This window comes from Methanosarcina sp. Kolksee (genome assembly GCF_000969945.1).
Taxonomy (GTDB): domain Archaea; phylum Halobacteriota; class Methanosarcinia; order Methanosarcinales; family Methanosarcinaceae; genus Methanosarcina; species Methanosarcina vacuolata.
In genome coordinates this window covers 12,609-37,695 of record NZ_CP009523.1, presented here as the reverse complement: position 1 = coordinate 37,695, position 25,087 = coordinate 12,609, and the positions used below count along the sequence as shown (strand labels likewise).

General features: G+C 32.7%; 18 protein-coding genes. 5 read left to right on the top strand and 13 right to left on the bottom strand.

The window, feature by feature from the left end; genetic code table 11:
- Positions 1-6: 6 nt before the first annotated feature.
- Genes wecB through MSKOL_RS00125 form a run of 3 tightly spaced genes read right to left on the bottom strand, consistent with a single transcriptional unit; the run spans position 7 to position 2,981 of the window.
- Entirely contained in the window at positions 7-1,071 is a 1,065-nt protein-coding gene (gene wecB / locus MSKOL_RS00135) for a non-hydrolyzing UDP-N-acetylglucosamine 2-epimerase (protein ID WP_048153190.1), read from the bottom strand.
- A complete protein-coding gene (locus MSKOL_RS00130; protein ID WP_048153189.1) occupies positions 1,068-2,180 on the bottom strand; it encodes a DUF354 domain-containing protein in 1,113 nt (370 codons plus the stop codon). Before MSKOL_RS00130 ends, wecB begins: the two co-directional genes overlap by 4 nt.
- Before the next feature lie 39 nt (positions 2,181-2,219).
- Positions 2,220-2,981 carry a glycosyltransferase family 2 protein gene (locus MSKOL_RS00125; RefSeq protein WP_082090989.1) on the bottom strand — a complete coding sequence of 254 codons (762 nt, stop codon included), beginning with the start codon at positions 2,979-2,981 and terminating at the stop codon, positions 2,220-2,222.
- Positions 2,982-3,521: 540 nt separating this feature from the next.
- Here MSKOL_RS00125 and MSKOL_RS00120 point away from each other — a divergent pair.
- A complete protein-coding gene (locus tag MSKOL_RS00120; RefSeq protein WP_048153188.1) occupies positions 3,522-3,743 on the top strand; it encodes a hypothetical protein in 222 nt (73 codons plus the stop codon).
- 110 nt (positions 3,744-3,853) lie between these two features.
- Entirely contained in the window at positions 3,854-5,443 is a 1,590-nt protein-coding gene (locus MSKOL_RS00115; RefSeq protein WP_231592152.1) for a lipopolysaccharide biosynthesis protein, read from the top strand.
- Positions 5,444-5,504: 61 nt separating this feature from the next.
- Here MSKOL_RS00115 and MSKOL_RS00110 read toward each other — a convergent pair whose 3' ends face one another.
- Together MSKOL_RS00110 and MSKOL_RS00105 are read right to left on the bottom strand one after the other, a co-directional pair.
- Positions 5,505-7,250 (bottom strand): hypothetical protein, encoded by a 1,746-nt coding sequence (locus MSKOL_RS00110; protein WP_048153186.1) that lies wholly within the window; start codon positions 7,248-7,250, stop codon positions 5,505-5,507.
- Positions 7,251-7,626: 376 nt separating this feature from the next.
- Positions 7,627-8,676: an acyltransferase family protein gene (locus MSKOL_RS00105; protein WP_082090988.1), complete on the bottom strand. Its 1,050-nt coding sequence runs from the start codon at positions 8,674-8,676 to the stop codon at positions 7,627-7,629.
- An 816-nt stretch (positions 8,677-9,492) separates the two neighbouring features.
- On the opposite strand from MSKOL_RS00105, the gene MSKOL_RS00100 reads away from it, so the two are divergent.
- The 3 genes from MSKOL_RS00100 to MSKOL_RS00090 all read left to right on the top strand — a co-directional run bounded on the left by MSKOL_RS00100 (position 9,493) and on the right by MSKOL_RS00090 (position 13,983).
- Positions 9,493-10,644 (top strand): hypothetical protein, encoded by a 1,152-nt coding sequence (locus tag MSKOL_RS00100; RefSeq protein ID WP_048153184.1) that lies wholly within the window; start codon positions 9,493-9,495, stop codon positions 10,642-10,644.
- A 527-nt stretch (positions 10,645-11,171) separates the two neighbouring features.
- Positions 11,172-12,194, top strand: a complete 1,023-nt coding sequence (locus MSKOL_RS00095) for a polysaccharide deacetylase family protein (protein WP_048153198.1) — start codon at positions 11,172-11,174, stop codon at positions 12,192-12,194.
- 340 nt (positions 12,195-12,534) lie between these two features.
- Positions 12,535-13,983 (top strand): flippase, encoded by a 1,449-nt coding sequence (locus tag MSKOL_RS00090; protein ID WP_048116534.1) that lies wholly within the window; start codon positions 12,535-12,537, stop codon positions 13,981-13,983.
- A 314-nt stretch (positions 13,984-14,297) separates the two neighbouring features.
- Here the strand turns inward: MSKOL_RS00090 and MSKOL_RS00085 are convergent, their stop codons facing one another.
- The 8 genes from MSKOL_RS00085 to MSKOL_RS00050 all read right to left on the bottom strand — a co-directional run bounded on the left by MSKOL_RS00085 (position 14,298) and on the right by MSKOL_RS00050 (position 24,874).
- Positions 14,298-15,581 carry a glycosyltransferase gene (locus tag MSKOL_RS00085; RefSeq protein ID WP_048153183.1) on the bottom strand — a complete coding sequence of 428 codons (1,284 nt, stop codon included), beginning with the start codon at positions 15,579-15,581 and terminating at the stop codon, positions 14,298-14,300.
- Positions 15,582-15,596: 15 nt separating this feature from the next.
- Positions 15,597-17,372 (bottom strand): hypothetical protein, encoded by a 1,776-nt coding sequence (locus tag MSKOL_RS00080; RefSeq protein WP_156150915.1) that lies wholly within the window; start codon positions 17,370-17,372, stop codon positions 15,597-15,599.
- Positions 17,373-17,710: 338 nt separating this feature from the next.
- Positions 17,711-18,838 carry a glycosyltransferase gene (locus tag MSKOL_RS00075; RefSeq protein WP_231592155.1) on the bottom strand — a complete coding sequence of 376 codons (1,128 nt, stop codon included), beginning with the start codon at positions 18,836-18,838 and terminating at the stop codon, positions 17,711-17,713.
- Between the two features lie 192 nt (positions 18,839-19,030).
- Entirely contained in the window at positions 19,031-20,311 is a 1,281-nt protein-coding gene (locus MSKOL_RS00070; RefSeq protein WP_048116521.1) for a phenylacetate--CoA ligase family protein, read from the bottom strand.
- Positions 20,312-20,333: 22 nt separating this feature from the next.
- Positions 20,334-21,326, bottom strand: coding sequence for an NAD-dependent epimerase/dehydratase family protein (locus MSKOL_RS00065; protein WP_048153180.1), 993 nt, complete (start codon positions 21,324-21,326; stop codon positions 20,334-20,336).
- Between the two features lie 126 nt (positions 21,327-21,452).
- Positions 21,453-22,556: a glycosyltransferase family 4 protein gene (locus tag MSKOL_RS00060; protein ID WP_052725289.1), complete on the bottom strand. Its 1,104-nt coding sequence runs from the start codon at positions 22,554-22,556 to the stop codon at positions 21,453-21,455.
- A gap of 108 nt (positions 22,557-22,664) precedes the next feature.
- A complete protein-coding gene (locus MSKOL_RS00055) occupies positions 22,665-23,186 on the bottom strand; it encodes a DapH/DapD/GlmU-related protein (protein WP_048116515.1) in 522 nt (173 codons plus the stop codon).
- 833 nt (positions 23,187-24,019) lie between these two features.
- Positions 24,020-24,874: a polysaccharide deacetylase family protein gene (locus MSKOL_RS00050; protein WP_048153179.1), complete on the bottom strand. Its 855-nt coding sequence runs from the start codon at positions 24,872-24,874 to the stop codon at positions 24,020-24,022.
- Positions 24,875-25,087 lie beyond the last annotated feature (213 nt).

Here is a 25,087-nt window from a genome sequence, read left to right as displayed (position 1 = left end):
TTTACATTAGAGTGCATTAATTGCTGCAGCAATTCTATTGCTTGCACTTCCATCTCCAAATCGATTACAATGTTCCTGGACTGAAGGCATGAACCCGTTTACTGTTTTAATAATTCTCTCTTTATTGGAACCAACCAGTACATTCCATCCATCTTTAATGGTCTCGATCCATTCTGTGTTTTCCCTGAGTGTGACACAAGGGACTTTTAAGATGTAGGCTTCTTTCTGAACTCCTCCTGAGTCGGTTAGAATCATCTTGGCATGATTCATAAGTTTTATAAAATCAAGGAAGCCAAGAGGTTTTACTAACGTAATAGAAGAGGGTAGGCTATCGTATAAATCGTAATTCTTAAGCAACTTTTCAGTTCGTGGGTGGATGGGAAAAATAATATTTTCATTTAATTCCCGAAGAGCCTCAATAATATTTTGAAGGTTTTCAAAGTTATCAGTATTACTTGCTCTATGAATTGTAACAACTATATAATCCCTGGTTTTTAGGTTAAGGTCATTTAATAAAGAGGATTTAGCTTCTGCAATCTCTTTATTAAGTAGAAGGGAATCAACCATGACATCACCAGTTAAATACACGTTTTTAGTGATTCCCTCTTCTTCCAGGTTGTTAACTGCGTTTTGAGTTGGGCAAAATAAGATATCAGAGCAATGGTCAGTCAAAATGCGGTTAATTTCTTCAGGCATAGATTTGTCAAAGCTTCTTAATCCAGATTCTATATGTGCGTTTTTTATTCCAAGCTTTGATGCAGCTAAGGCTCCTGCAAGTGTTGAATTTGTATCCCCATAAGTCAGCACGAGATCGGGTTTTTCAACCATGAGAACTTCTTCTAATTTCCGAAGCATTTCTCCTGTCTGTTGACCATGTGAGCCAGAACCTACACCGAGATAATAGTCAGGCTCGGGGATACCCAACTCTTCAAAGAAGATTTTATTCATTTCATAATCGTAATGCTGACCAGTATGAATCAAACATTCTTTGTTACTTTTTCTTAATTCTCTTGAAACTACAGAGGCTTTTACGAACTGAGGTCTAACGCCCACAACACTTGCAATCTTCATAGTAGATCACCTTGCAGGGTGATAGAGCTGTTGTCTTTTTTGGAATAACTTTTTTCGTTCCGGGTTTTATATAAGCTGTCAGGATAATTTCCAATAAATGAAGCCAAAAATTTGGTAGCATCGACTTTGTCTACCAGGAGACGGTCTCTTTTCTCTTTCCATTTGCTTTTTAAATCAGGTTCCTGAATAAGTTCTACTGCTTTGGTAATGGCTTTTTCAGGATCATTGAAGCTGAAAATAAGGTTATACTTGTTTTCGAGCTCAATGAAATTGCCCATATCTTTCTTGCCTACAAAAGAATTGAACCTGATAACTGGAGTTCCCAGGACAGCGGATTCGGTGGTTATCGTCTGGGTGTCAGCTATGACAAGTTTTGCATAATACAGGATGTCGTGAATACGGGATTTTGGGATTTTCAATAGATACTTGTTAAAATCGTCTGGTAATTTTAGTTCAGATGAGATAAACACACGTGCATACTTGCTGAGTTCCTTAACCAGGAGCCTTTTTTGCTCAATGGAAAAACCATTTATGCCAAAATCATGTACAGCATCAAATGCATTGAAACGTAAAAGAACATAGTCTTCATCTTGACTTATCCCAAGAAAGTCATAAATTTTTGAATCTGGTGTAAAGTAGTTTTTATGTAAATACGCAATTTCTTTAAGGCTATTGAATTTGATGTGTTTTGGACCCAGATCTACAGTAAACGATGAAGGAGTAAGGATTACATCCACAAAAGGTTTAAAAAGCATGAACTGAAAAGGTGTAGGTTCAGAATCATTAAAAATTATGCATTTTTTGTGCAGTAATTGTGATGTATATGCTGAGTAAACTCCCATTCCAACTAATAGATCAGGCTTTTTCTTTCGGAGAAAATTGTACGCTGTTAACACATTAAAGGGCAGAGCTAGTATTTTTCCATATTTTGAATCAGGTACATTGGCATATACAAAATACTCAAAACCCATTTCATCTAATAAGTTAACAGTGTCTCCATAATTTCTTGCCAGGATGATAGCTTGATGCCCGCTAAGTTCCAGGGATTTTATAACATTTTTGTATAAGTGAACATGTGCGGGTGTGTTTATAAAAAATGCAATCCTCAAAAGTATACCCCCTTGAAATATTATCTCCCAATTATTATATTAAGTATTTTTCTTGAAGACCATGTCTTTTATAATCGCTAAAAGGACTTCAAGGCCGTGAGAAACTGGTTTTTTGGTGGAACCGTCAACATCGTAACGGACACCTATACTTACTTCTTTTATGCGAAGACCGGCACTTCCTGCATCTGCGAGCATTTCGCTTTCTATAGCCATTCCCTGTGCATTGAAACGGAAATTTCCAATTGTTGAAGCGGCAAAGGCACGAAAGCCGCTCTGTGAATCTGTGATCTTAAGGCCTGAATTTATGTTAGTGAACTTATCCAAGATGGTCTGGCCAATGCGACGGTATGCAGGAGTGCTTTTTTCCAGGCCATTTAAGTATCTGCTGCCGTTTACCATCTCAGCTTCGCCTTTAATTATTGGAGCCACTAATTTCGGGATTTCGGCAGGATTATGTTGGCCATCGGAGTCCATCGTTACAATTATGTCAGCACCCAGCATGACTGCGATTTCAAAACCGGTTTTAAGAGCAACTCCCTTTCCTTTATTTATCTCATGAACAATTACCTCAGCTCCAGCGTTCCTGGCAACCTCAGCTGTACGATCCAAGCTGCCATCATCGACCACGATAACTTTGTCTGCATACAATTTAGTGAGGTGAACCATGCTTCCTATGGGAATTTCTTCGTTATATGCAGGAAGAATTACTGAGATCTGTTGAGTAGTCGTGCGCATTGTTTGCGAATAATTACTCAAAGTTACGTATTCGTATTTGTTACTAACACTAGACTCACTACTCATCTGTATGTCCCCCCTGACTCACAATCGAAAGATATGCAATAAAATATTTAACTGTTTCAATTTATAGAAATATATTTAAGTAGAAATTCATATCCTTCTAAATTAAGTGAAGTGTACAAAAAAGAAAAATATTTAATACTCTTATTGAATATATGTAAAATTATGAACAAATTTGCATATTTATTAAAATTACAATTTAAAAATTAAAATAAATGAATATAAACTCTAAATAACTAAACTAGTTGTGATTCATTAGCTGGTTAATACCACATTTTAATTTATCTTTAAAAATACCAAAATATCAGTAATAATATAAAATTAGTCTAACTTTGCAAAAAAATTCATATCAATACACAAAACACAAGTTTTAATTAAATTGACCAGAAAAGACTATATATTTTCAAACCTGACTTTATGAGGAAAAGTTTTTATAATTTGTAATAAGTTAACTTAATGATCTGTTATTAATCCAATATGGATCGTTATTTTGTTATATCCACTTTTTAGTGGGATCATCGCATAACTCGCAAAGGAATCTTTATGCTAACAATCATCACGCCCATTACTGTTGCAACAATTGGTCTTCCTGAGTATTGGGGTGCAGTTATTATCGAGCTTTTACTACTTTTGTCTTTAATGGAGACTATAGCTGCAACCGATAAATGGAACAAAGATGTTAAATGTTCATTTACTATTGCAATTATTCCTTTGACTTTTAGTTTTATCGGAATTGCCATTTTTAAGATCATGGAAATTATTTGATTCTGTTCTGTATTACAGGACTTCTCAGGCTGTTTAATTATTCAGGTCATTTCTCAAATTTTGGCATATTTGGCCAAAAATAAAAAACTGCTGCTAGTTAAGCCTAGAAAATGAAGGTAAGAATGTTAAATTCAAGAGAGCCTCAGGATGTCTTCAGCAAGCAAGTGCCTAAGAATCTCATAACCAATATTTTATATTTTATAGTCAACCTCGCTAGTGGGCTATTCTTAGTACCATATTTTATTAATTCACTTGGTGTTGCGAGCTATGCAATGATCCCACTAGCGACCTCTTTTACAGCTTATGTAAATTTAATTATGGTATCACTTAATACCTCAGTTTCAAGACCTATAACGATTGAATTACAGAAAAAAGAGTTTAAAAAAGCAAATGTGACCTTTAACACTGCTCTATTTGGAACACTTGGAATTATTCTACTCATGTTTCCTGTAGTAGTTCTACTATCGTATTATTCTCCTTCCTTTTTTGAAGTTCCGTCAAACCAGGAAAATACTACGAGACTCCTTTTTCTTGGGGTTCTAAGTGCCTTCCTATTGCGGGCCTGGGGCAGTAATTTTGGAGTTTCTATTTTCGCCTACAATAGACTTGACTTTCTAAACATAATAAATGCCATAAATATTCTTGTTCAGGTTGGCCTAATAGTACTATTATTTAAGTTATATTCTCCAAATCTTGCTTACATAGGGTTAGCTTATCTGATCGCTGCCATAATTGCCTTTGCTCTTACTGTCTTTTTCTCATGCAGGATAAACCCTCATCTTAAGATAAATATAAAAGACTTTTGCAGATCAAAAGTAAAGGAAATTTCAGGGATGGCAGGCTGGGTCATCATTAGTCAGATCGGTTCTCTTCTTTTTCTCCAGATAGATCTTATAATTGTAACCAAATTATTTGGTACTCTTGCAGGTGGAGAATACTCAATAGCCTTTACATGGAGTTCAATGCTACGCACTATTGCAGGTGTGTTTATAAATATACTTACACCGGTGATTTTAAATTACTATATAAGGGGCAGAATTGAAGACCTTATAAGTTTATCAAAAAGTGCCATAAAACTTACAGGGTTTGCACTTGCTCTTCCAATTGGATTTATCTGTGGTTTTGCTCCACAACTCCTTTCCCTCTGGGTAGGCCCTGAATTTGTAAAACTCTCGCCACTGATGTTAATAATGCTGTCTCACCTTGCAATTAATCTTCCAGTAATGCTTCTCTTTGATATCAACGTTGCATACAACAAGGTACGAGTTCCAGGAATTGTCACATTTTGTATGGGAATAGGCAATTTTTTACTGGAGATAATGCTTCCGCTCCTCACTGGCTGGGGATATTATGGTGTTGCAATTGCAGGAGCGATTGTATTAACCCTTAAAAATGCACTTTTTATTCCCTGGTATGCTACTAAGGTCCTTGGAATTCCAAGAACCACTTTTGTGAGTTCCATGCTTCCTGGGTTCTTAGCAGTGTTTATAATAGCGGGTTCTTGCAGGTTTATTAATTTATTTGTACCGATTTCAGGGTTTGGAGCCTTGATTATATCTGGAATCGCTGTAACAATAGTATATATAGGTAGCATATGGACCTTTACTAAAGGAAATGCCGAATATCAAATGGTAATGTCTATGATTCCTTCTGCTATAAAACACAGACTTAAACTAAATATTAAAAGCAGTACGAAATAAAAATATTTAGTAAATGAAATTAGTCTCTTCTTTATAGATCAAAGCGTAAAACCCCGAAGTCTTAGCTTTGTGGTAGTTCACAGGGTTTTATAAGATAAGTTGAAAATTCCTGATTATTATATATATGGTATACATTTTTACAAGAATTGATTGAAGTTAGATGACTTTCATTAAATTGTCCAATATCTTTCCATACTGTGGAATAGGCTTGTTTTTCATACTGTGTTATTGAAAAATATTGAGTATTGTTAGCTGGAAAAATACCAGTTTCAAACGAACTTGAATCCGCTGGAAAACTGGACCAGGGTCTAACTGAGGACTTGTGAAGGAATGAATATTTTGAACCGTAGATAAGAGAAGAATACCGATTTAAAGGACTCAGTAATGTAATTGTAGGTATCTCTTCACTCTTAGAATCCAATAGCCATTTTCCTCCGGAGATATCATAAGCAGTGAACTGATCATTTGGATATGTGGTAATTGGAGATTGATATAATGAAGCAATCGCGGTGATCACAGATATAATAATAATGAGATTTAGAACTTTTCTGTATTGTTTATTCAAAAAAACCATAAAGTATCCTAACAGCAGGGGTGCAAATATCATATTTGCGTCTAAATTAATGAATCTGTATGGAGTATGAGCGCGAGAAGAGATAAACAGAAAGATATAGAAAATGCTACCAGAGATAAAGCATAAAGAAACCGGCTTCAGGTCCTCAAAATCTTGTTTTGGATTTTTAAAAATAATAAAAATTGAAATGAATGACAAAATATAGTACATTAATTCATCAAATGTCATAATTATCAATGACTTTACTGCTGTGAGATAACCCAGTTTATTAAGATATCCCGTTGCTACGGTCAATGTGGTATCACCTGAACTTTTCATGAGAAGACTATTTTCTGCTTGTTCAAGAATCTCAATGGCATTTTTTGTTAAGGAATACTGAGCCAGATACCAGATAGAAGAAGTTATTAGAAAAATCATGATTAACCGTAAAGATACTTTATAAGATTTGTGATCCAACAATGTCTCTTCAAAAAACATGCATATGAGATACAATAAAAGAATTAATGATATAATTGGATGAGTAAACGGAAGCACTAAGCAAAGTATAATAGCAAGAATTCTATATCTAAAATCAGTATTTTTATTAAGAATATAAAATAAAAGCGGTAACATTAAGGTTGAGATAAGCATGTAATATATTGTCGCAAAAAACCAAGCAAAGAATAGAGGTATTGAAGCTATAACCGAATATGTAATAAAATTATAGCCTTGTTTAAATGATTTTGCCCAGCAATAAATAGCCAGCATATAAATAATAATAAATAAAGATGGAATATATTTTGATACTTCCAGGGCAGAGATATTTACAATCTGACTTATTTGAGAAATAAGTACGGAAGTATATGGATAAAAATTGTAATCAGGAAGATAGCCATAAATGCTTATATCCATTGCATATCCTACATAGTCGGCATTATCTCCTCTCCCCATGATCAGAGTGTAGTTCCTTAATTTGGGAAGCAGAACTAATAAAATATTACAAAAAATTACCTGAAAAAACCCTATGTTGAATTGTTTCCTGTTTTCTGTATAAATAGAAGACCATAAAAGAAATATACCATTTATTAAACTGAATATTAAAGCTATCCAAAAAATTGACGGTGTAGCCCAATATATTGAGATCTCATATCCTGTAGCTGGTTTTCTTGCAATCAAGAAAAGAGAATACGATAGTAGTACAAAAGATATTGATGTAGATAATAACTGAAACTTATTAGAAAAGTATTTTGACATGTAATGTCTCCAGTTATATTAAGAGTCTAGCCGAAAACCCAAGGGCCTGGGGATGTATTTTGGTGCAAGCAATGGGGTATTTAAAATAAATAATATCAGATTGTAAAAACTACAATATTTATCAACACTCTGGATATAATATTTTAGCCTGCCAGTTTCTGTAGCGATTTTAGAATTCTGTGGAGAAACTTCATGGCATATAATATTACTAACTGAAGCAACTGGTACTAGCTTTGTTACATAGATTAAAATAAACATCCACCATGATATTGAACTGATGTGTATATAAATTTATTTATGAAGTTTTGAGTTAACAACAAGTGTTTATTGGTTTTTATTTGTAAACTTTAAAAAGAAAATGAATATTTTGATGCATTCATCCCACTGCTAAAATATGTGGTTTTTCTGCTTTCTTTCCTAAAATACATGGAAAATATCTATTAGTTATAACTATAGCAGGAATTAATGAAAGTAATACTAAAAATATACTGATTATAAAAAATAGAGTTTCACTAATTTTTAAGTTTAAGTGACTGAACAGGACTGGAAGTGTATATTTTAGTGTAGAGATTATTATATAATGGAATCCTAAAATAATTAGGCTATTTCTTCCATAAAACTGTAAAATTTTTGAGGGTTTTATCCTCTTAAATATATAAAAATACACAAGTATTCCAGAAAAAGCTGAAAGATAAAATAAGAAGTAGTTATTATAAATTAATTTATACATATCAACCCTGGAATTTGTAAAAGAGGACATTATGTGTATTAGAAAAAGAACAAAAATAAAAATATATCTTTTTCTAAAAAAAACAGTTTCATAGTTTTTTTTGAAAAAATGACCTGCTAAATAGAAAACCACACCTGTTAATGCTATATCAAAGCTCCAGGGCATTCTTAATGGAATATAAGTACTATATAAGAAACCAGTAAGTGAGAAGAATATTACCAGCGCTAAAAGCTGATAGTTTTCTTTAAGATTTTTTCTTGATATAAAAAACAAGATTTCAGTTATAAATAAACAGGGTAAAAACCACAATGGAGTATCTAAAAGATAACCATTTGCAGAACAAAAAATAGCGTAGAGGTTAAAAACTACACTCTTTTCAAATAGTTCAATATTATGAATCTGTGGTTGATATAAATAATCCATTGTAATATAAAACAGGTAAGCTATTGCTGAAAAAAAGAAATACGGGATAATTAAAGAATAAACTCTTTTTTTGAAATAAGTTTTCTCTATATTCATATATTTTTCAAAATTAATTAAATATCCAGATATGAAAAAAAACAATGGCATATGGAAGGAATATATATATTGATTTAATTTGTAAAATACTAATCCACTAAATAGAGTACTTAGATGACCAATAACAACAAGTATTATTGCCATACCTTTCAAGGAGTCTATCCAGTTATTTCGCATACAAGTCTCTTTATTACAGATTAAATTTATTAACAACGTTAAAGAAACTACTTTCCTTATATAACTTACTAACCTATTGTTTGAAGATAGTTGTTTGTGGATTAACTATAAAATGAGCCATTGACAGAGATCAATAAGCTCCGTTTTGAGAGAAAAGTTTCCTTTGAGGGTTTATTTAATTTAAGGACTTGATTTTGATCAAGTTGCACTCCACAGTTCGTTTCCATAATGATATGCCATGAATTTTCCACAAACATTTTTGAAAACAGAAGTGTCCGAAGTCATTTCTTATTTTTATATTAAGAAAACAGATATTAAGTCAATCGTATTTACACAACTTTTAGTATACGGTCAAACTGAGTAGAAAAATTTATTTTGTAAGACACACATACTTATAAATAATTTATAACAGTGGATTTGAGTTATCGAAAACATGTGCATAAAACTATCTTCATTTTCTTAAAAAAATGGATATATTTGCTTTTTTGGAGTTGATCAATAACTCACTACATTACTAAATTTGACCTATTCCAAAAATACCTGGCTGTATCTATATGCTTAAAATCAGAGTCAAAGCTACAGTTTTAGTACTGTTTTTCCTAGTTTTAATAGTAATATTTATGTCAATCTGTAAACAGGGTCCGATTACTCATGCTGAAACTACTTCTCAAAGCATCTTGGCTAAGAGCATAGTTGCTCCCAAGGTAAACCATAATCCAGGTAGTGCCATCTTTGGTAACTTGAAAATATATAATTAATCAAAAGTCGATGCACTAGGTGTATCCAAAATTTACAAATGTAATTAAGGTGTTCGGTATGGAAAGAGATCACTGTGCTCTGGTTCTTGGTGGATATGTAAATGGATATTCGATAATTCAGGAGTTACATGAGAAAAGAGTACAAGACATAATACTTTTTGATAGTTCTAAGAAGTTGGCATCATATAGCAATAAAATAAAAAAATTCATACTCATTGACGAAACCCCAGAAAGCCTGCTTAAAGAGATTAGAAATCTGCATGAAGAATATGAACGAGTAATTGTGTTTCCTTCCGATGATCTGTATCTTGAAAATTTGCATGCTATCTATGATAAAATCAGTCCTTTCTGCTTTTTACCCTTTAATCAAGAAAATCTGAAAGAATGTCTAGACAAATATGTTCAGTATTCATACTGTGAAGCATTAGGAGTACCATATCCCAAAACAATGGAAATACAAAAAAAAGAAGATATAGAAAACATAAAAAAGATTCAATTCCCGATCATCATTAAACCTAAAAAAAGAGAAGATATGAAGACAAATGTTTTTCGTAACTTAATTCTGACTGGTTTAAAAGAAGTTGAAAAAAACAGAAAGGATCTTGAAAGACACCTTGATACTGGAATAAGCTTTTTGGCTTCAGAAATAATTCCGGGGGACGGATCCTGCATATATGCATATGTAGCCTACAGAAATCAAGATGGAAAAATTCTGAATGAATGGACAGGAAAAAAGTTATCCCAGTATCCAAATGATTTTGGTGTATTTTCAAGTGCCTCAAATGAAGCCCCAGAAGAAATTCTCGAACAAGGAAGAATTTTATTAAATGGTATGAACATAAAAGGGATTGCTGAGCCCGAATTTAAATATGATCAGAGAGACAAAAAATACAAACTAATGGAAATAAACTTACGCTCAATGATGTGGCACAGGATGGGAAACCTTTCAGGAGTCAATTTACAATACTCTCAATACTTAGATGCTATTGGAAAAAAAGTGAAACCCCAAACTCAAATAAAAGACAAAAATATACATTTTGTATATATAAAACATGAAATAATTAACTTAGCAAAACGAAAAGGATACTATCGTATATTTTTCAGAAATCTTCTCCAAAGTGATAAAACATATCTTGCAGTATATGATGTAAAAGATATCAGACCATTCCTAACTGATTGCTGGGAAATTATACATCAGTTCCACACTTGAAGTCATTAGTTTCTCCGAATTCCGATTCTTAAATTCCTCTGAATTGGTCGTCTGTCAAGTCTTTTCAACTTTTCTGGGTTTTATTCAATTTAGCTTCTATTCATGTGTCGTCGGTAAAGTAAAGAATCATGAAAAATTACGTCGATTTCTTCAATATTTATCAAATTTTTTCAAAAAAGTATCATTGACCTTTGTGACTAATTAATCTTATAATAAGTCTTTAATTTCTCATATTTGAGAGTTCCTCTCTTTTACCGGATTTACATGTAATAAGCGTTGACCAAAAAATTTAACTAAGTTGAAAAGGATAGTCTTTTGAAAAAAATTAAGTTGGTTTGGAGGACTATCTGGCATAGACAGGGTAAAATTATCAAGCTGATAATTATTCTGGCAACAGACTCAAAATCATAAAAATGAGCCCAATAATAAGGCATTTAGAACCTCACAAAGCTCTTTGCCTGGAAACCGGAGCCAGTGTTATGGTGCACGATTCATACGTTGTCAATCCTGGAACAAAGAAAAACATTATGTATGAAAAACTAAAAGAAAATACCGAACTCTGGGACCTTTTTACTAGAAAAGAAGAGTACAATTTAACTTTCTCTGATCAGTATAATAGGTTTCCCTACTATCTAAGCAGTCACAGAAGCATTTTTGAGCCCAGTGTTTCCAAATTTCTATTCGAAAATGGGCTAAGACCACAGTATCCAGATGAAAAAAAATTTGCTGTTTGTCTTACTCATGATATTGACATTATTCAACCCAGTAGACTGTATTCAGTGTCTGAAGCCACAAGAGCTTTTGTAAAAGGAAACTTAATAGATGCCATAAAAATTTCTTTTTCTAGAGTTAATAAGAAACTAAATCCTTACTGGAACTTTAAAGAAATAATAGAGTTAGAAGCAAAATATGATGCAAAATCCAGCTTTTATTTTTTAACCCTAGAATCAGGAGAAAGTGACTATAGCTATAATATAGAGGACATCAAAGATGAATTAAATAATATATCAGACAATGGATGGGAACTTGGTCTTCATGGAGGAAATGAATCTTACAACAACCTTGAGGATATCAAGAAAAAAAAACAAAAGCTTGAAAAGGTTCTCGGCAAAAAAGTAATTGGATATAGAAATCACTATTTAAGATTTAAGGTACCGAATACTTGGGAATTATTGAGTAAAGCCGGTTTCAAATATGATTCTACATTTGGTTATGCTGACTGTGCTGGATTCCGAAATGGAATGTGCCATCCATTCAAACCTTTTAATGTGAATACTGGACAACAGATCGATATTCTGGAGATCCCCTTGACAATTATGGATTGTACTTTATTTGAAGATTACATGCGACTTGATTTTAAAAAAGCTTTGGAGTTCGTAAAGAATCTTATTGATACTGTTGAGCAGTACAATGGAGTGATTACAATACTCTGGCATAATACATACATGCAGGGAGAAAATTTGAAATTTTATGAGAAGATTTTGGAATATTGCTCTAAAAAGAATGCCTGGATTACAAGTGGAGAGGAAATTTGTAATCTAGTGTCATGACAATCTGATTATTGAATATAGTCTTTGCTTAGATCTCTACCAGCATATAAGGATATAAGACTGTGTTAAAATCTAAGCTATTCCTACAATGAGGATAATAGGCAACATTAACTTCAAATTTAGATCATAAATACAGACATTTTACCTGTCTTTCCGCAAATGATTTCTTCAGATAAATAATATTCTTGTTGTCGTTTTTGGAGAAATTTTCATGATTATTAAGATTATCTGAGATCTCAATTGTTACTACCAAAACACTAAGGTTTAAATGAATGAGTAAACGGAGAAATACAATTCAAAATTAATAAAAAAATGGTAAAAAAAACAATATGTGATTTTAATGACATATCAAAAATTTATAAAAGATGTGGGGTTAATAGGAATCACTCAGGCCCTAATAGGTCTAAGTAGCTTCTTTTTGCTTCCAGTAATCACAAAAACTCTGGGGTCTCAGGATTATGGAATCTGGGCACAAATAAATATTACTGTGTCTCTTTTATCTCCTCTTGCTCTAATGGGCTTATCTATGGGAGTTGTAAGATTTCTCTCTTCAGAAAAAGATAAAAAAAAATTAAGAGAAGGATTTTTTTCTGTAATATTTTTTGTGGCTTTTACTGGATTACTAGTATCTATAGTGGTATTTCTCTTATCTGATTTTTTGGCTTCAAGTATATTCAAAGATATAAGTACATCAGGTTTCATAAAAGTGGGAGCTTTTATGATTTTTTTTAGTGCAATTGATCAAATTTCAATTTTTTATTTTAGAGTATCCCGACAAACCAATAAATTTGCCTTTTTAACTTTATTTCAGACATTTGGGCAATTAATTTTAATTTTATTATTTATCTTTATGGAATTAGGCTTGTTTGGAGTTATACTAGCTGTACTAATTATTCAGGGATTATTGTTCATAATTTCCATTTATAAGATTGTATCCGAGGTAGGCTTTGAAATCCCAAAATTTAATCAGATCGGTGAATATTTGAAATACTCTATACCATTAACTCCAAATTCTCTTATCAGATGGATAACTGATTCAAGTGATAGATATATGGTCAGTTATTTTTTAGGCTTAAGCCAAGCCGGGATTTATTCAGCTTCGTATACCATTGGAAATCTGATTCATTTGTTTATTACACCAATCCAACTTATTCTGTTTCCAGAACTTTCGCGTTTATATGATGAAGGAAAAATCGATGAAGTAAAGGTTTATTTAGATTATTCAATGAAATATTTCCTTTTAATAGCAATTCCTGCTGTTTTTGGATTATCTGCACTTTCAAAGCCCATGTTGGAAATTTTTACAACACAAGAATTTATTTCAGGAAATGTTGTTATTCCTTTTATTGCTTTGTCAGGACTTTTATCAGGTATTTTTCAGATAATTATTAATATTACACACCTTGTAAAAAAAACAAAGTTCAACTTATACATCCATATCTTTGCTGCCTTATTAAACATAGTTTTTAATATTATATTGATACCGTCAATTGGAATTGTTGGAGCAGCAATTGCAACTTTAATTTCATATACATTAATGGTAGCAACTTGTATCCTTGTTTCTTTTAAGCATATTGAATTCAATTTAAATTTAGGTTTTGTTTTGAAAAGTATCATGGCTTCTTTAATCATGTTAGGAGTTATTTCTTGTTTTAATCCCTCTAATATTATGAATTTTTTCATTTCGGTATTATTGGGTGTATTTGTGTATTTTTCCATAATGATTTTAATCAAAGGGATTAGTAAAAATGAATTAAATTTACTAAAAAGCTTCAGTATTACCTCTTAACCCCACATTTTTAAGCACATTTGTGCAGCTTTTTAATAAAATATTATTTTGAATACGGTTCAATAGACACAAGTGAACTACCTCTCCCCTAATTCTTCGCCTTTCGGCTCAGTTTAAAGGGAGAAACTTCCTGGTTCATTCCCTTCTCTTTCGAAAACAAGTCCCCAAATCCTTCCCCACGTTCCGCAGGCGTCCCATCAATTATCCTGCAACAGGATAAAGAAAAATATACTATTTTCCTGAACAAACGTTGTTTGTACTACAAATTAACATGGATAACACTAACTATGAAATAAGAGAATGAAAAACAGTATTTATCTTGAAAGTTCATCCATACGTCTTGCAAAGGTTCTTGCCATTTCTCTTTGGCTATATTTTTCTATTTGACCTCTTCTTCCATTATATAAAACTCTACCTTTCGTTTTATATTCAAAATAACATTGTACTAAATATTCTTTTAACTCCTGAATAGAAGAGGTATAAATTCCAACTCCCGTTTCTTCCAACAGATCCTTGACAACACCACCAACAGAAGGCCCAATTGCTATAATTGGCCTTTGTGCAGCAAGATACTCAAAAATTTTTCCAGTATACACACCCGATTCCTTTGGATTATCCCATAATAGCAGAAGCAATAATTGTGATTCTCTCTGCTTAGTAACCACAAGGTTTCTAGAAACAAAACCATAATAATTAGTTACATCTTTTAAATTGTATTTTTCAATATCCTTATACAACCAATCCTCTTGTTTACCATAAAATCTAATATTTATATCATTTTTATCAATTTTGTTTTCTGAAATTAATTCATTAATGGCTTTGAACAATTTAGATGGATCCCTTTTTCCTTGATAGAGGGTACCAGTATATGTAATAGTAAACTTATCTGTGATATCCACAACTGAGTTATCTATGTCTTTTGGATCGAAACCATTGGGAGCAACAAAAACTTTGTTTTCGCCATGCAATTTTTTCAAATCATTAGCTAAATATGTGGAAACTGTTGTTATAGCATTTGATTCAGTTAACGTTTTTACTTCAAGCTTTTTTTCGAAAAATTTCCTTATGAAACTATATTTATAATAATGATTCTGTGACCAAAGGTCTCTTAAATCAGCAATCCATGGAATATTAAACTCCTTTTTTAAATCATTTGCGACAAGGTGAGTAACGATAGGAGAAGAACTACTTATTATTACCTTTATGTCCTCTTTTTCTAAAATGTCAGTACCAATTATTTTCAGTGATTTTTTCCATTTTTTATGGATATCCGGGTATGTAACAATCTCAGCAATAGATAATACAAATAAGTATCTTATCGATTTTTTATTCTTTTGAGTATTAATTTTGAGTTTCTTTTTAACCCCATAAACTGGATCTGATCCAAAATATTTATACAACAAATTCAATAAAAAATCATCAGGAGAAGGAGCTTGTATAATTCTAAATTGTGAATCTGATTCCTCATGTAATTCTTTCGTCAATATTATAGGTTCCCATCCAAATTCAGGAAGGTATCTGGCAAGACCTTGCATACGTAAACCCCCTATTTCTGGGTCCGGTGGAAAATAGTAAGAGATCAATAGTGCTTTTTTCAAAAATAAGTCCCCCTATTAAGTATCAATATACCGGCAGTTTACATAATATAATTCAAATCCATTATTTGAATAAATTTTATCAAGACTTGAATCAAAATTTAATTTTTCAAAATCACTTAAAGTCCACCTATCTTTTGCAATATCAGGAAATATTTTTTCTGCTGTAACCTTGTCTCTCTCGGTTATTGCTAGATATAAATCATTTTTGCGAATGTAAGATTCAGAAAGAGATGAATAATTATTATATCCAAAATGATAAGGGACGGCTAGTTCTTTCGGTATTGTCCATTCCATTTGTATCTTTTCTACTGGAATCAACAATATAAGCGCAAATTTGTATGGAACTATATACATTCCAGTGATTTCCATATCGATATTACGTGTCTTAAAAAACCATTTAATTCCCTCAAAACTAGTTTCTGTGGTTTGGGGGTTTGATTCTAATTTATAATTTGAGGGATATAGAAGCATCATGCCATTGAAGAACACCCCAACTAACATAAAAATAATACACAAACAGACGATTTTTAAAATCGAACCCCTATACTGATACCTAACTCTCCTAATTTCATGGTTTAGAAAATATCCAATGAAAATTGTGCATATTACAACTATATAATAAATTATTCTTAATGGTCCAAAAGCTAAGTTTAAAAAATAAAGTAAAAAGAAAAATAAAACCGTACAAAATAACGGCCCATACAATGAAAATATAGTTTTTAACCCTAGGCTTGAATAGTTTAACCTTCTCTCTTTCAATAATAATGGAATACAAAGTAAAGAAACTAAAAAATAAATTGCCGTTGAGCCAAGAGTTTTAATAACATAGTCAATGACATTATATCCATAACCCTCAGCAGTATGCACATCTGATACAAGAGAATCTAGTTTTGTAGTTCCTCCTTCGTTAATTAAAATACTAATGTTTCTTATTGTTCGGTCCCAAACACCAAAAGAAGATATCCACGTAACTCCCCATACAAATAATAGCAAGACTAACGTAAATTTAAAGATGTGCTTGGTTCTTATGGAACAATCGTTAATAGAAGTTTTCGAATTTATTTTCAGTACTGAAAGCAACTTACTTGGATAGTGAAAAGATACAAGCAAGATAATTAAGAAAAGAGTGGGAACAGGATGAAATATTGGAAACATAAACACTAGAATTACAATTAGAATCTCCCATTCTGCACTGGTTTTAGTTAATATTTTTAAAAATATAAAAAGAAAAAGTGGGATAAAATGATTAGCTAGAGCATTTGGTGTAAAATTTAAGTACCATCCATTTATAAAAGTCATACTTGCAACAGTAGTCAGTATAAGCTGAGCTCTATTTGGCAATATTGACTTTGAAAAAATATACATAAAAGGTACATACAACATTCCAAAGAGTAAAGGAATATATTTATGTAAAATAATAATATCCAAATTAAGGATCAATGAAATTTGTGATGCATAAACATGAACAAAAGGATAAAAAAGTTCATCAGGAATATGACCACTTTCAACGATAGACTTAACATGTCCAATATGAGCACCCGGATCACCATTAAAACTCCATCCATAATAATTCCTGATAACAAATAGAGACAAAGCTATAACATAAACAATATATATAATCAGTAAGCCAAAAATCCAAAGATTTTTTGATTCCACATGCTCATTTACAATTTGAGATATAACAATGACAACACTTAGGAATATGCAGAACCCTAAAGAAAACCACACAATCAAAGGTGTACCTGTATAAACAGAGGCTTCGTAACCTTTAGCAGGTGAGTTATGTGCCACGATTAAAGAATAAGTGATCAATATGAACTGAAGTATATATAGGAAAAAAACGCTCCTTTTATTGCAAAATATTAAGTTCAGATTCATATATATCTCAAACCCTACTTTAATAATTATTTTGTGAATAATTCAAGGTATATATCTGAAATTAGATCCCAATCCAAATTTGTTTTAGCGTATTTTCTGGCATTTATCTAATGTTTTAAAATATCTTTTATAATATATTATAACAGTACACCTAAAGCAATATACAGTAATCCAGAAACTTTTACTGCAAAGAATGTAAGAGTCTGATCTTCATACTCTAAAGTCACATAATAACAACTTATTATCAGTAATTAGTGACAGCAGTTATTATTGCTATTAATTTGAGAGTATACTTTATAAATATTTTCTGCAATAGAACTCCACGAAAATTGGCTAGAATATTCTTTGATAAGATCAGAATCCCAATTATGATTTAACCCCAATAATATATTCTCAGCAAGTTCTTTTGATCTTGCAGGTTCACATAGTAGCCCATAGTCTTCAGTTACAATAATCTCGGGGACTCCCCCCACTTTTGTACCAATAAAGGGTTTACCACAACCCAAACATTCAAACATAACAGTTGGATTTCCTTCATTCAAACTAGGCAACACAAACAGATCACATGAGTTAATCCATTGGGGAATCTCATCGTGATTTTTACTGCCAACAAGTTTTATATAATCTTTCATACCTAGCTCATCTACAAGTTTTACCAAATGATCATGTAACTTGCCTTCTCCTATAATAATACAAAGAGAGTTTTTTCTTTGATTCACAACTTCAGACATTGCTGTTATTAAATATTCATGCCCTTTTACTGTACTATATAGGTTGGCTACATTTAAAATTATTTTTGTATCAGGCGGCAACCCAAGTTTTGTTCGGCAGATTGACATGTCCATGGGATAAAATTTATTGGAATCATAGCCATTTGTAACATTACGAATTTTATCCAATGAAATTCCAACATCATGGAATAAACTTATATCCCCACGCCTTACACGAATAATCGAATCACTGATTTCCCATGCTTTGACAAATTGAGAATCTTTGTTTCTAATAGCCTTCATAAAAGTTTCTGAAGTGTGTTCAGTAATTATTAGCGGTACATTGATATCTTTTTTCAATTTTGCAGCAACTACCCCTGAAGGCCAGGTATAATGTGCATGAATATAGTCAAACCTGAGATTCCTTTTTTTTATAAACTTAATTATTGCAGAATACTCTATTGAAGCCCAGAGATCGCGTGAATAGAAATAAAACAATGGAATATTAAGATAATTTAGAAAATAAACATGCACATTATCAAAAATATAGTCTTTATGCTGAACCTTTCTTAGATAATCCATACCATAAGCCACAGGACAGATAACATAGATATTCTCAAAGTAATTTTTTAAGTATTTGAGCTGCTCTTTGACAAATACATTGCTTATATATTCATCCTTAATATCTGGAAAATCATTGCTTATTATGAGCAGATTTTTTGTTTTCGTATTATCAACTCACTAATAGCATTATATATTCTTTTTTAGAGTTCATTTTATATTGCATGTTACATTTGCAATTGCAACTATGTGGATAATATTCAGTTGTACAAACCAAAATATTATCACTCATAATGATCATCAATTGACTTTTACATTTGAAACTGCACACCTAACTTTACCTGAATTCTCCTTCAGAATTTCATCAACAATCTCTACATTAACATTGACTTCTGGGCCTATAATTTCCTTAATATCGTATTTTATTTGAGAGATTGTATTTTGTGAGAAGCCAGTGCTTTTAACAACCAATACTCTAATAAGATCCTTTTTTTCCTGAATTACCTTAAATTGTTCAATTTCTAAAAATTTTTTAAGTATTATTGGCCATGTCCTTGGAGAAAGAGTCCTGCCATCTGGCATATGCATAAAAGAATCTGTCCTACCTTCTATTAATTTCATAAGAGGTAAACCTCTTCCACAAGGACACAATTCATCACTTGGAATTCCAATATCTCCTATATTATATCTGATTAAAGGCATGCAATAGTTATACAATCCAGTGTATGTGATTTCTCCTTTTTCTCCAGGGGAAACATTTTCTCCATTCTCAATAAATTCCATAACTACAGCATCTGTATCTATATGATAGCCAGCATGTTCACTGCATTCCCATGCGGTCCTGTTTAATTCTACGCAACCAAAGTGGTCAATCATCTCAACATCAAAAACAGAATTTACAAGTTTTCTAGTTTCTGGGTCTAAAAGCTCAGATGTTCCAAACACAACTTTAGGATTAATACCTCTGATATCATCTGTTTTAACAGCTTCTGCTAACTGTCCAATTGAAGAAGTGTAACCATCAAGTACCTCTGGTTTAAATTTTGTTAATTTATCGACTAACACGTCCATATGTTCAAATGGAGACATTGTAATAGGATGATAAAATTTTAATTTTTGAAACCAAAGGGGTTTATGATGACGGTAGGGATTTGCAAAAACAACCCATCTGCTCCTTAATTTTAATCCATTTTCGATATGAGAACGTAGATTAATAGCTTTACTAAAATCATCTGCCGCTTCATCAAATACAACTACTAAAGGGATTCCAGTCGAACCACTTGTCTGATTAACCACGCATTTTCTTAAATTGGTACCTTTTGATAGCCTTGCTTCAAGTTTTTGTTGTTTAAGTTCTTCTTTTGTTGTAAAAGGAATCTTTGATAGATCATTTAGTGTCCTGATATCATCAGGATAAATCCCTGCCTCTTTGAATTTTTTATGATAAAACTCAGTATTTTCATAGGCATGCTTCACTATTGACCTGAGTTTTTTAGTCTGCAATTCCTCAAGTTCTGAAGGCTTAAGCCACTGATTTCTTCGAGCCTCATGAAGTAATCTTAACTTATTTACTGAGCCCATAAGTCCCACTTTCTCCTGAGTTTTATGCAGATGGCAACATAACCACTTCTTCTCTACGGCCCCATAAATCCTGTTCAGCTCGGACCCAGTCTACAAATTTATTCAGACCTTTCTTGATATCAAACAATGGTGTATATCCAATCAGTTTATTCCCAAAATCAACATCAGCAAGTGTAATTTCTGCATCGCCTTTTTGCTTTCCGGCATTTAGTACACACGAATTTGAAAAGGTAATATCCCTTAAATTTTCGATCAGGTCATTAACGCTGATCCGATTTCCACTTCCGATATTCAGAACTTTCCCATCAGTGGCTTTGTTATCAAGAAGCCTTTTATTTGCTTCCACTACATCTTCAATATAAGTAAAATCCCTGGTCTGTTCTCCGTCACCAAAAACAGTAATAGGTTCATTTAAAAGCATTTTTCGGGTAAATATTGAAATCGCAAGGTCAGGCCTCATCCTGGGCCCATATACAGTAAAATAACGCAATGAAGTTGTAGGCAGGCCATATACTTCATTAAAAACCCTGCAATAGTGTTCTGCTGCAAGTTTGCTGACGCCATAAGGAGAAACAGGCTCAGCTGGATGCTGCTCATCAAAAGGAAGATATTTAACTTTCCCATAAATCGAAGACGAAGAAGCATTGATTACCTTTTTAACATCTGCTTCCAGTGAAGCTCGAAGCACATTCAGAGTGCCCAACACGTTCACTTCATTTGATTTAAATGGGTCATCGACTGAAATTCGGACTCCTGCCTGAGCTGCTTCATGGTACACATAATCTACCGTGTTATCAATTATTTCTCTCATTCTTCCAAGGTTTCTTACATCAGCCTGAATGAAACTGGCATCTCCACTCTTAAGGACAAGATCTATGTTTCTTAGTTTTAGATCAACTGAATAATAAGGATCAAGATTATCCACAATGATAATCTCATGCCCATCTTTTGCGAAACTCTCTGCGATATGTGACCCAATAAAACCTGCTCCCCCAGTGACAACGATCTTTGACACTTAACTCAACCCCCCAAATAAATATATTATTTTTTCCAGTATGCCTTATGGCTATTTTTTTACAAGATATGCTGCAATATGCAATCCGATAAAGCCTGCTCCTTCAGTAACAACCATCTTTGGCACTTAAATCAACTCTGCATATAATTTCATTGTTTTTTGCACAGTATCTTTCCACGAATAATTTTCTACAACCTTTTTTCTCCCATTTTCACCAAATTTTTTTGCTAAAGTAGGGTCAGACAATATTTGAGACGTTTTTTCTGCCAGCGTATCTGGATCTTTTAAAGGCACAAGAAACCCACTGCCATCAACGATATCAACTAGGTGTGGTAATCCAGTACATACAACAGGAATGCCACATGACATGGCTTCCAAAATAACTCTTGGAACGCCTTCTCTGAGGCTTGGTAATAGTAAAACATTTGAGCTATGATATAACTGAACAATCTCCGAATTCGGAACAAAATCTTTTATTGTAATACTATTTTGCAGATTCAATTCATTGATTCGTTGCATAATTTTTTCTTTTTTAGGACCCCTTCCAACCATTGTAAGAGATACTTCAGGGTATTTCTGCTTTAAGAGACTAAATGCCTCAATTAAGTATTCAACACCTTTTCCAGGAACGTATCTCCCAATCCATAACAGGTTTTTCTTCTTGAAGTCTGGTTCTTTAAGAGGAATAAATCGATCAGTATCAATACCATTATGGATTACAGCTATTTTTTCCGGTTTAACGCCAAAGTCTATCATTTCACTTTTTTCAATGTCTGTATAACAAATAATTTTGTCAGCAGCATCAAAAGTCATTTTTGCTACGGTTGCATTGTATACATTCTGAACTAACTTCGGAGCCCTTTGAGAATTTAATCCTCCATGGGTTGTAATCACCAGGGGAGACGAACCCATTTTTCGAAGTATCGCGCAAAGATTTGTTGAAAAACATAAATGAGAATGAGCATGTATTATATCGTAATTATGCATGTTTTTGAACAAATCCAGAATCATGCTGGGTGCAATAGAATTTCCAAATATTTGCATAAATGGCTTAAATCCATGGACATCATAGTTATAAGTAGATGAGATTACAGGATTAGAATCAATACAAGTATAGACAGTTAAATTGTGCCCCATATTTATCTGTTCTTTTGACATTTCATGAGCATGAAGCCCTATTCCCCCCATCACAGAGGGATATAGATCAGCTGCAACACGTAATATTCTCAAGGAAAATCCCCCTAAAGATGCCCCTACAATTTGATCTTTTAAATTCAGTATAAAGTATCCTTGGCTTTTGTGAATTTAATTTGCTGTAACGAAAACTATCGCCGTTGATCACTCAAGTTTTTTTAGAACTCTAGCAGGGCAGCCAATTACAACCGTATTGGGTTCTACATTTTTCATAACAACACTCCCAGCTCCAACAACACTATTTTCCCCTATTGTAATTCCTGCAAGAATTATACTCCCAGGAGCAATCCAAGCACCTCTTTTTACAGTTACAGGTTTTACTTCCCTTGGATAATAATTTGTTTTAAGATATTGGGAACAGGTGGGGTTTGAATGTGCAAAGACCATTGTTCCCATCCCGATACCAACGTAATCTTCTATTGTAATTAACTCAGGATATAGATCATCGAGATGAACTCCAGACCCTAAAAATACGTGTTTTCCAATTTTTACGCCCCTCATCCGCTGGAGTTTTACAGATATTCCAAAATGCGGACAAACTTTAGCCATCGTCTGCAATATCCAGTTAACTGCATAAAGAAAATAAAATTTAATTACACCAGATGAACCACTGTAACCATGATACTCCATAAGTTCCCGTACATTAATTTCCTCAGGTTCTTCCATAGATTCCCACTTCTAAAACCTTTCACTGAATTTGTATCCAAGTTCATCTTTCGAAACCATATTTATGAGACCCCATTTTAACCCGGAATCACAGATCCTCATTGTAAGCAGGTATAATCATAAGAATCAAACTCAGAATCCCTCTTATCTAAGATGATAATGGCTCTAAATCCCCAGCTTATGGAATTGTTCCCGGCCTTAAGATATAAAATTACCAGCTATCTCAAAGACCAACTATCCCAAAGCGAAAAATCAAACAACTCCAAATTTAAACATAGTCGTCAAAATTTTTAAAAATGACAACCCATACACTAGATACATTTACAATTTTCACTCCCTTAAAAAGGAATCAAAATACCCCACACAACTCCTTTATCAGCCAAACTTTATAACAGGTTAATATTTTTAATAATATATCTATGGATTAATACACTAACTAGAAAACCAAAAGATATAAAGGTGTAGTAAACACAAAGTAGGAATAATTATAGACAAGTTTTCTTATTTGAATAATTTAAAATGTAGGCGAATAAACAGAATATGACTTATACCTAGATATCCAAAATTTCTGGATATTACACGTGCAACTCGGACAAAAATGCATCTAATATATTTTGGTCTTTGTTTTGTTACACTATGAGTTACAAATTCACCTACTGTGATACTTTAGGTATAAGTATATACCAAGGCAACAAGCTCCTCTTCGTTTTCAAAATCACAATAAGCTTAATCTCATTTAGAACTGATGAAGTTAATGTAAATGCATGCCAAAAAAGTAAAAACACAAGTTAGACCAGATCATCTGAAGAGGTTATTCCCTATCTATAGCTGAGTTAAGGTTTTAAATATGCCTGAGAGCAAGAGTTGTCTAAAATTTCTTTAATATTGGTAAAGTGGAATTCTTTTAACAATCCTTCAAGTTTTAATAAGCTAGAATTTATTCCATAATAAGCGACAAATCTTGAAAATAAAGGTAATTTTAGACGGGGGGTTTTCGGATAAGTTTCCCAGGGGTGAATATAAACGATAGCTGGCCTCTTTTTATTAATATATTTAATACCAAATATTAAAAACCAGAGTGGTAAAACACGAAGATAAAAGCCACCAGCTAGAGGGAAATTTATACCAAAATTAAGAACTGTCATCGGAAATTCTATAATGTTGCCGTTTGGATCATTTTTTGTCACATTATCTTTAGAAGGCCTATAAATGTTTACAGGTGCTTTGGGCTCACCATACAACATTGTTTTTATAGGAAAGATACTTGAATCATATTTGAATCCATATTTCCCCAGAACTTCAAAAGCCCATTTAGTAGAATTGTCTATTGAAAAACTGGGTGCACGAAAACCAATTGGCTTTTCTCCGGTAATTGACTCCAGAAGATTAACCGATTTTATAATTTCATCCTCAAACGCGTCTTTGCCTAACTCATGAAGGGTCTTATGTGAATAGGCATGCGATTGAATCTCGTGCCCCTTCTCATGGATGTATTTTACTAGTTCAGGATGTCTTTCAGCAAAAGTACCAAGTACACAAAATGTCACACGTAAATTGTATTTATCTAACAAATCTAGAATAGGCTTTACGGCTTCAAGATCCTGATCAACTTTTTCAGATGGAAGATAATCTATCAAAAATTCATTAGAGTACCAGTGCTCAAGATCTATGACCAGTGCATTTTTCATTGTAAGTCCCCCCAAACATAGAAATTTATATAGAGATGTTTTACTCTAAAAATTGAGTAAAAGTATTAGCTTTTAATAAATCCCTGATCGTCCCCACAATCGATTTCAGTAAAATTATTCTTATAAATATCATTATTCACGTATTTTTTGCGACCCAGAACGACTTCATGAATCACGTGACCTATACTATACGCAGACAGCGCGGCAATAATA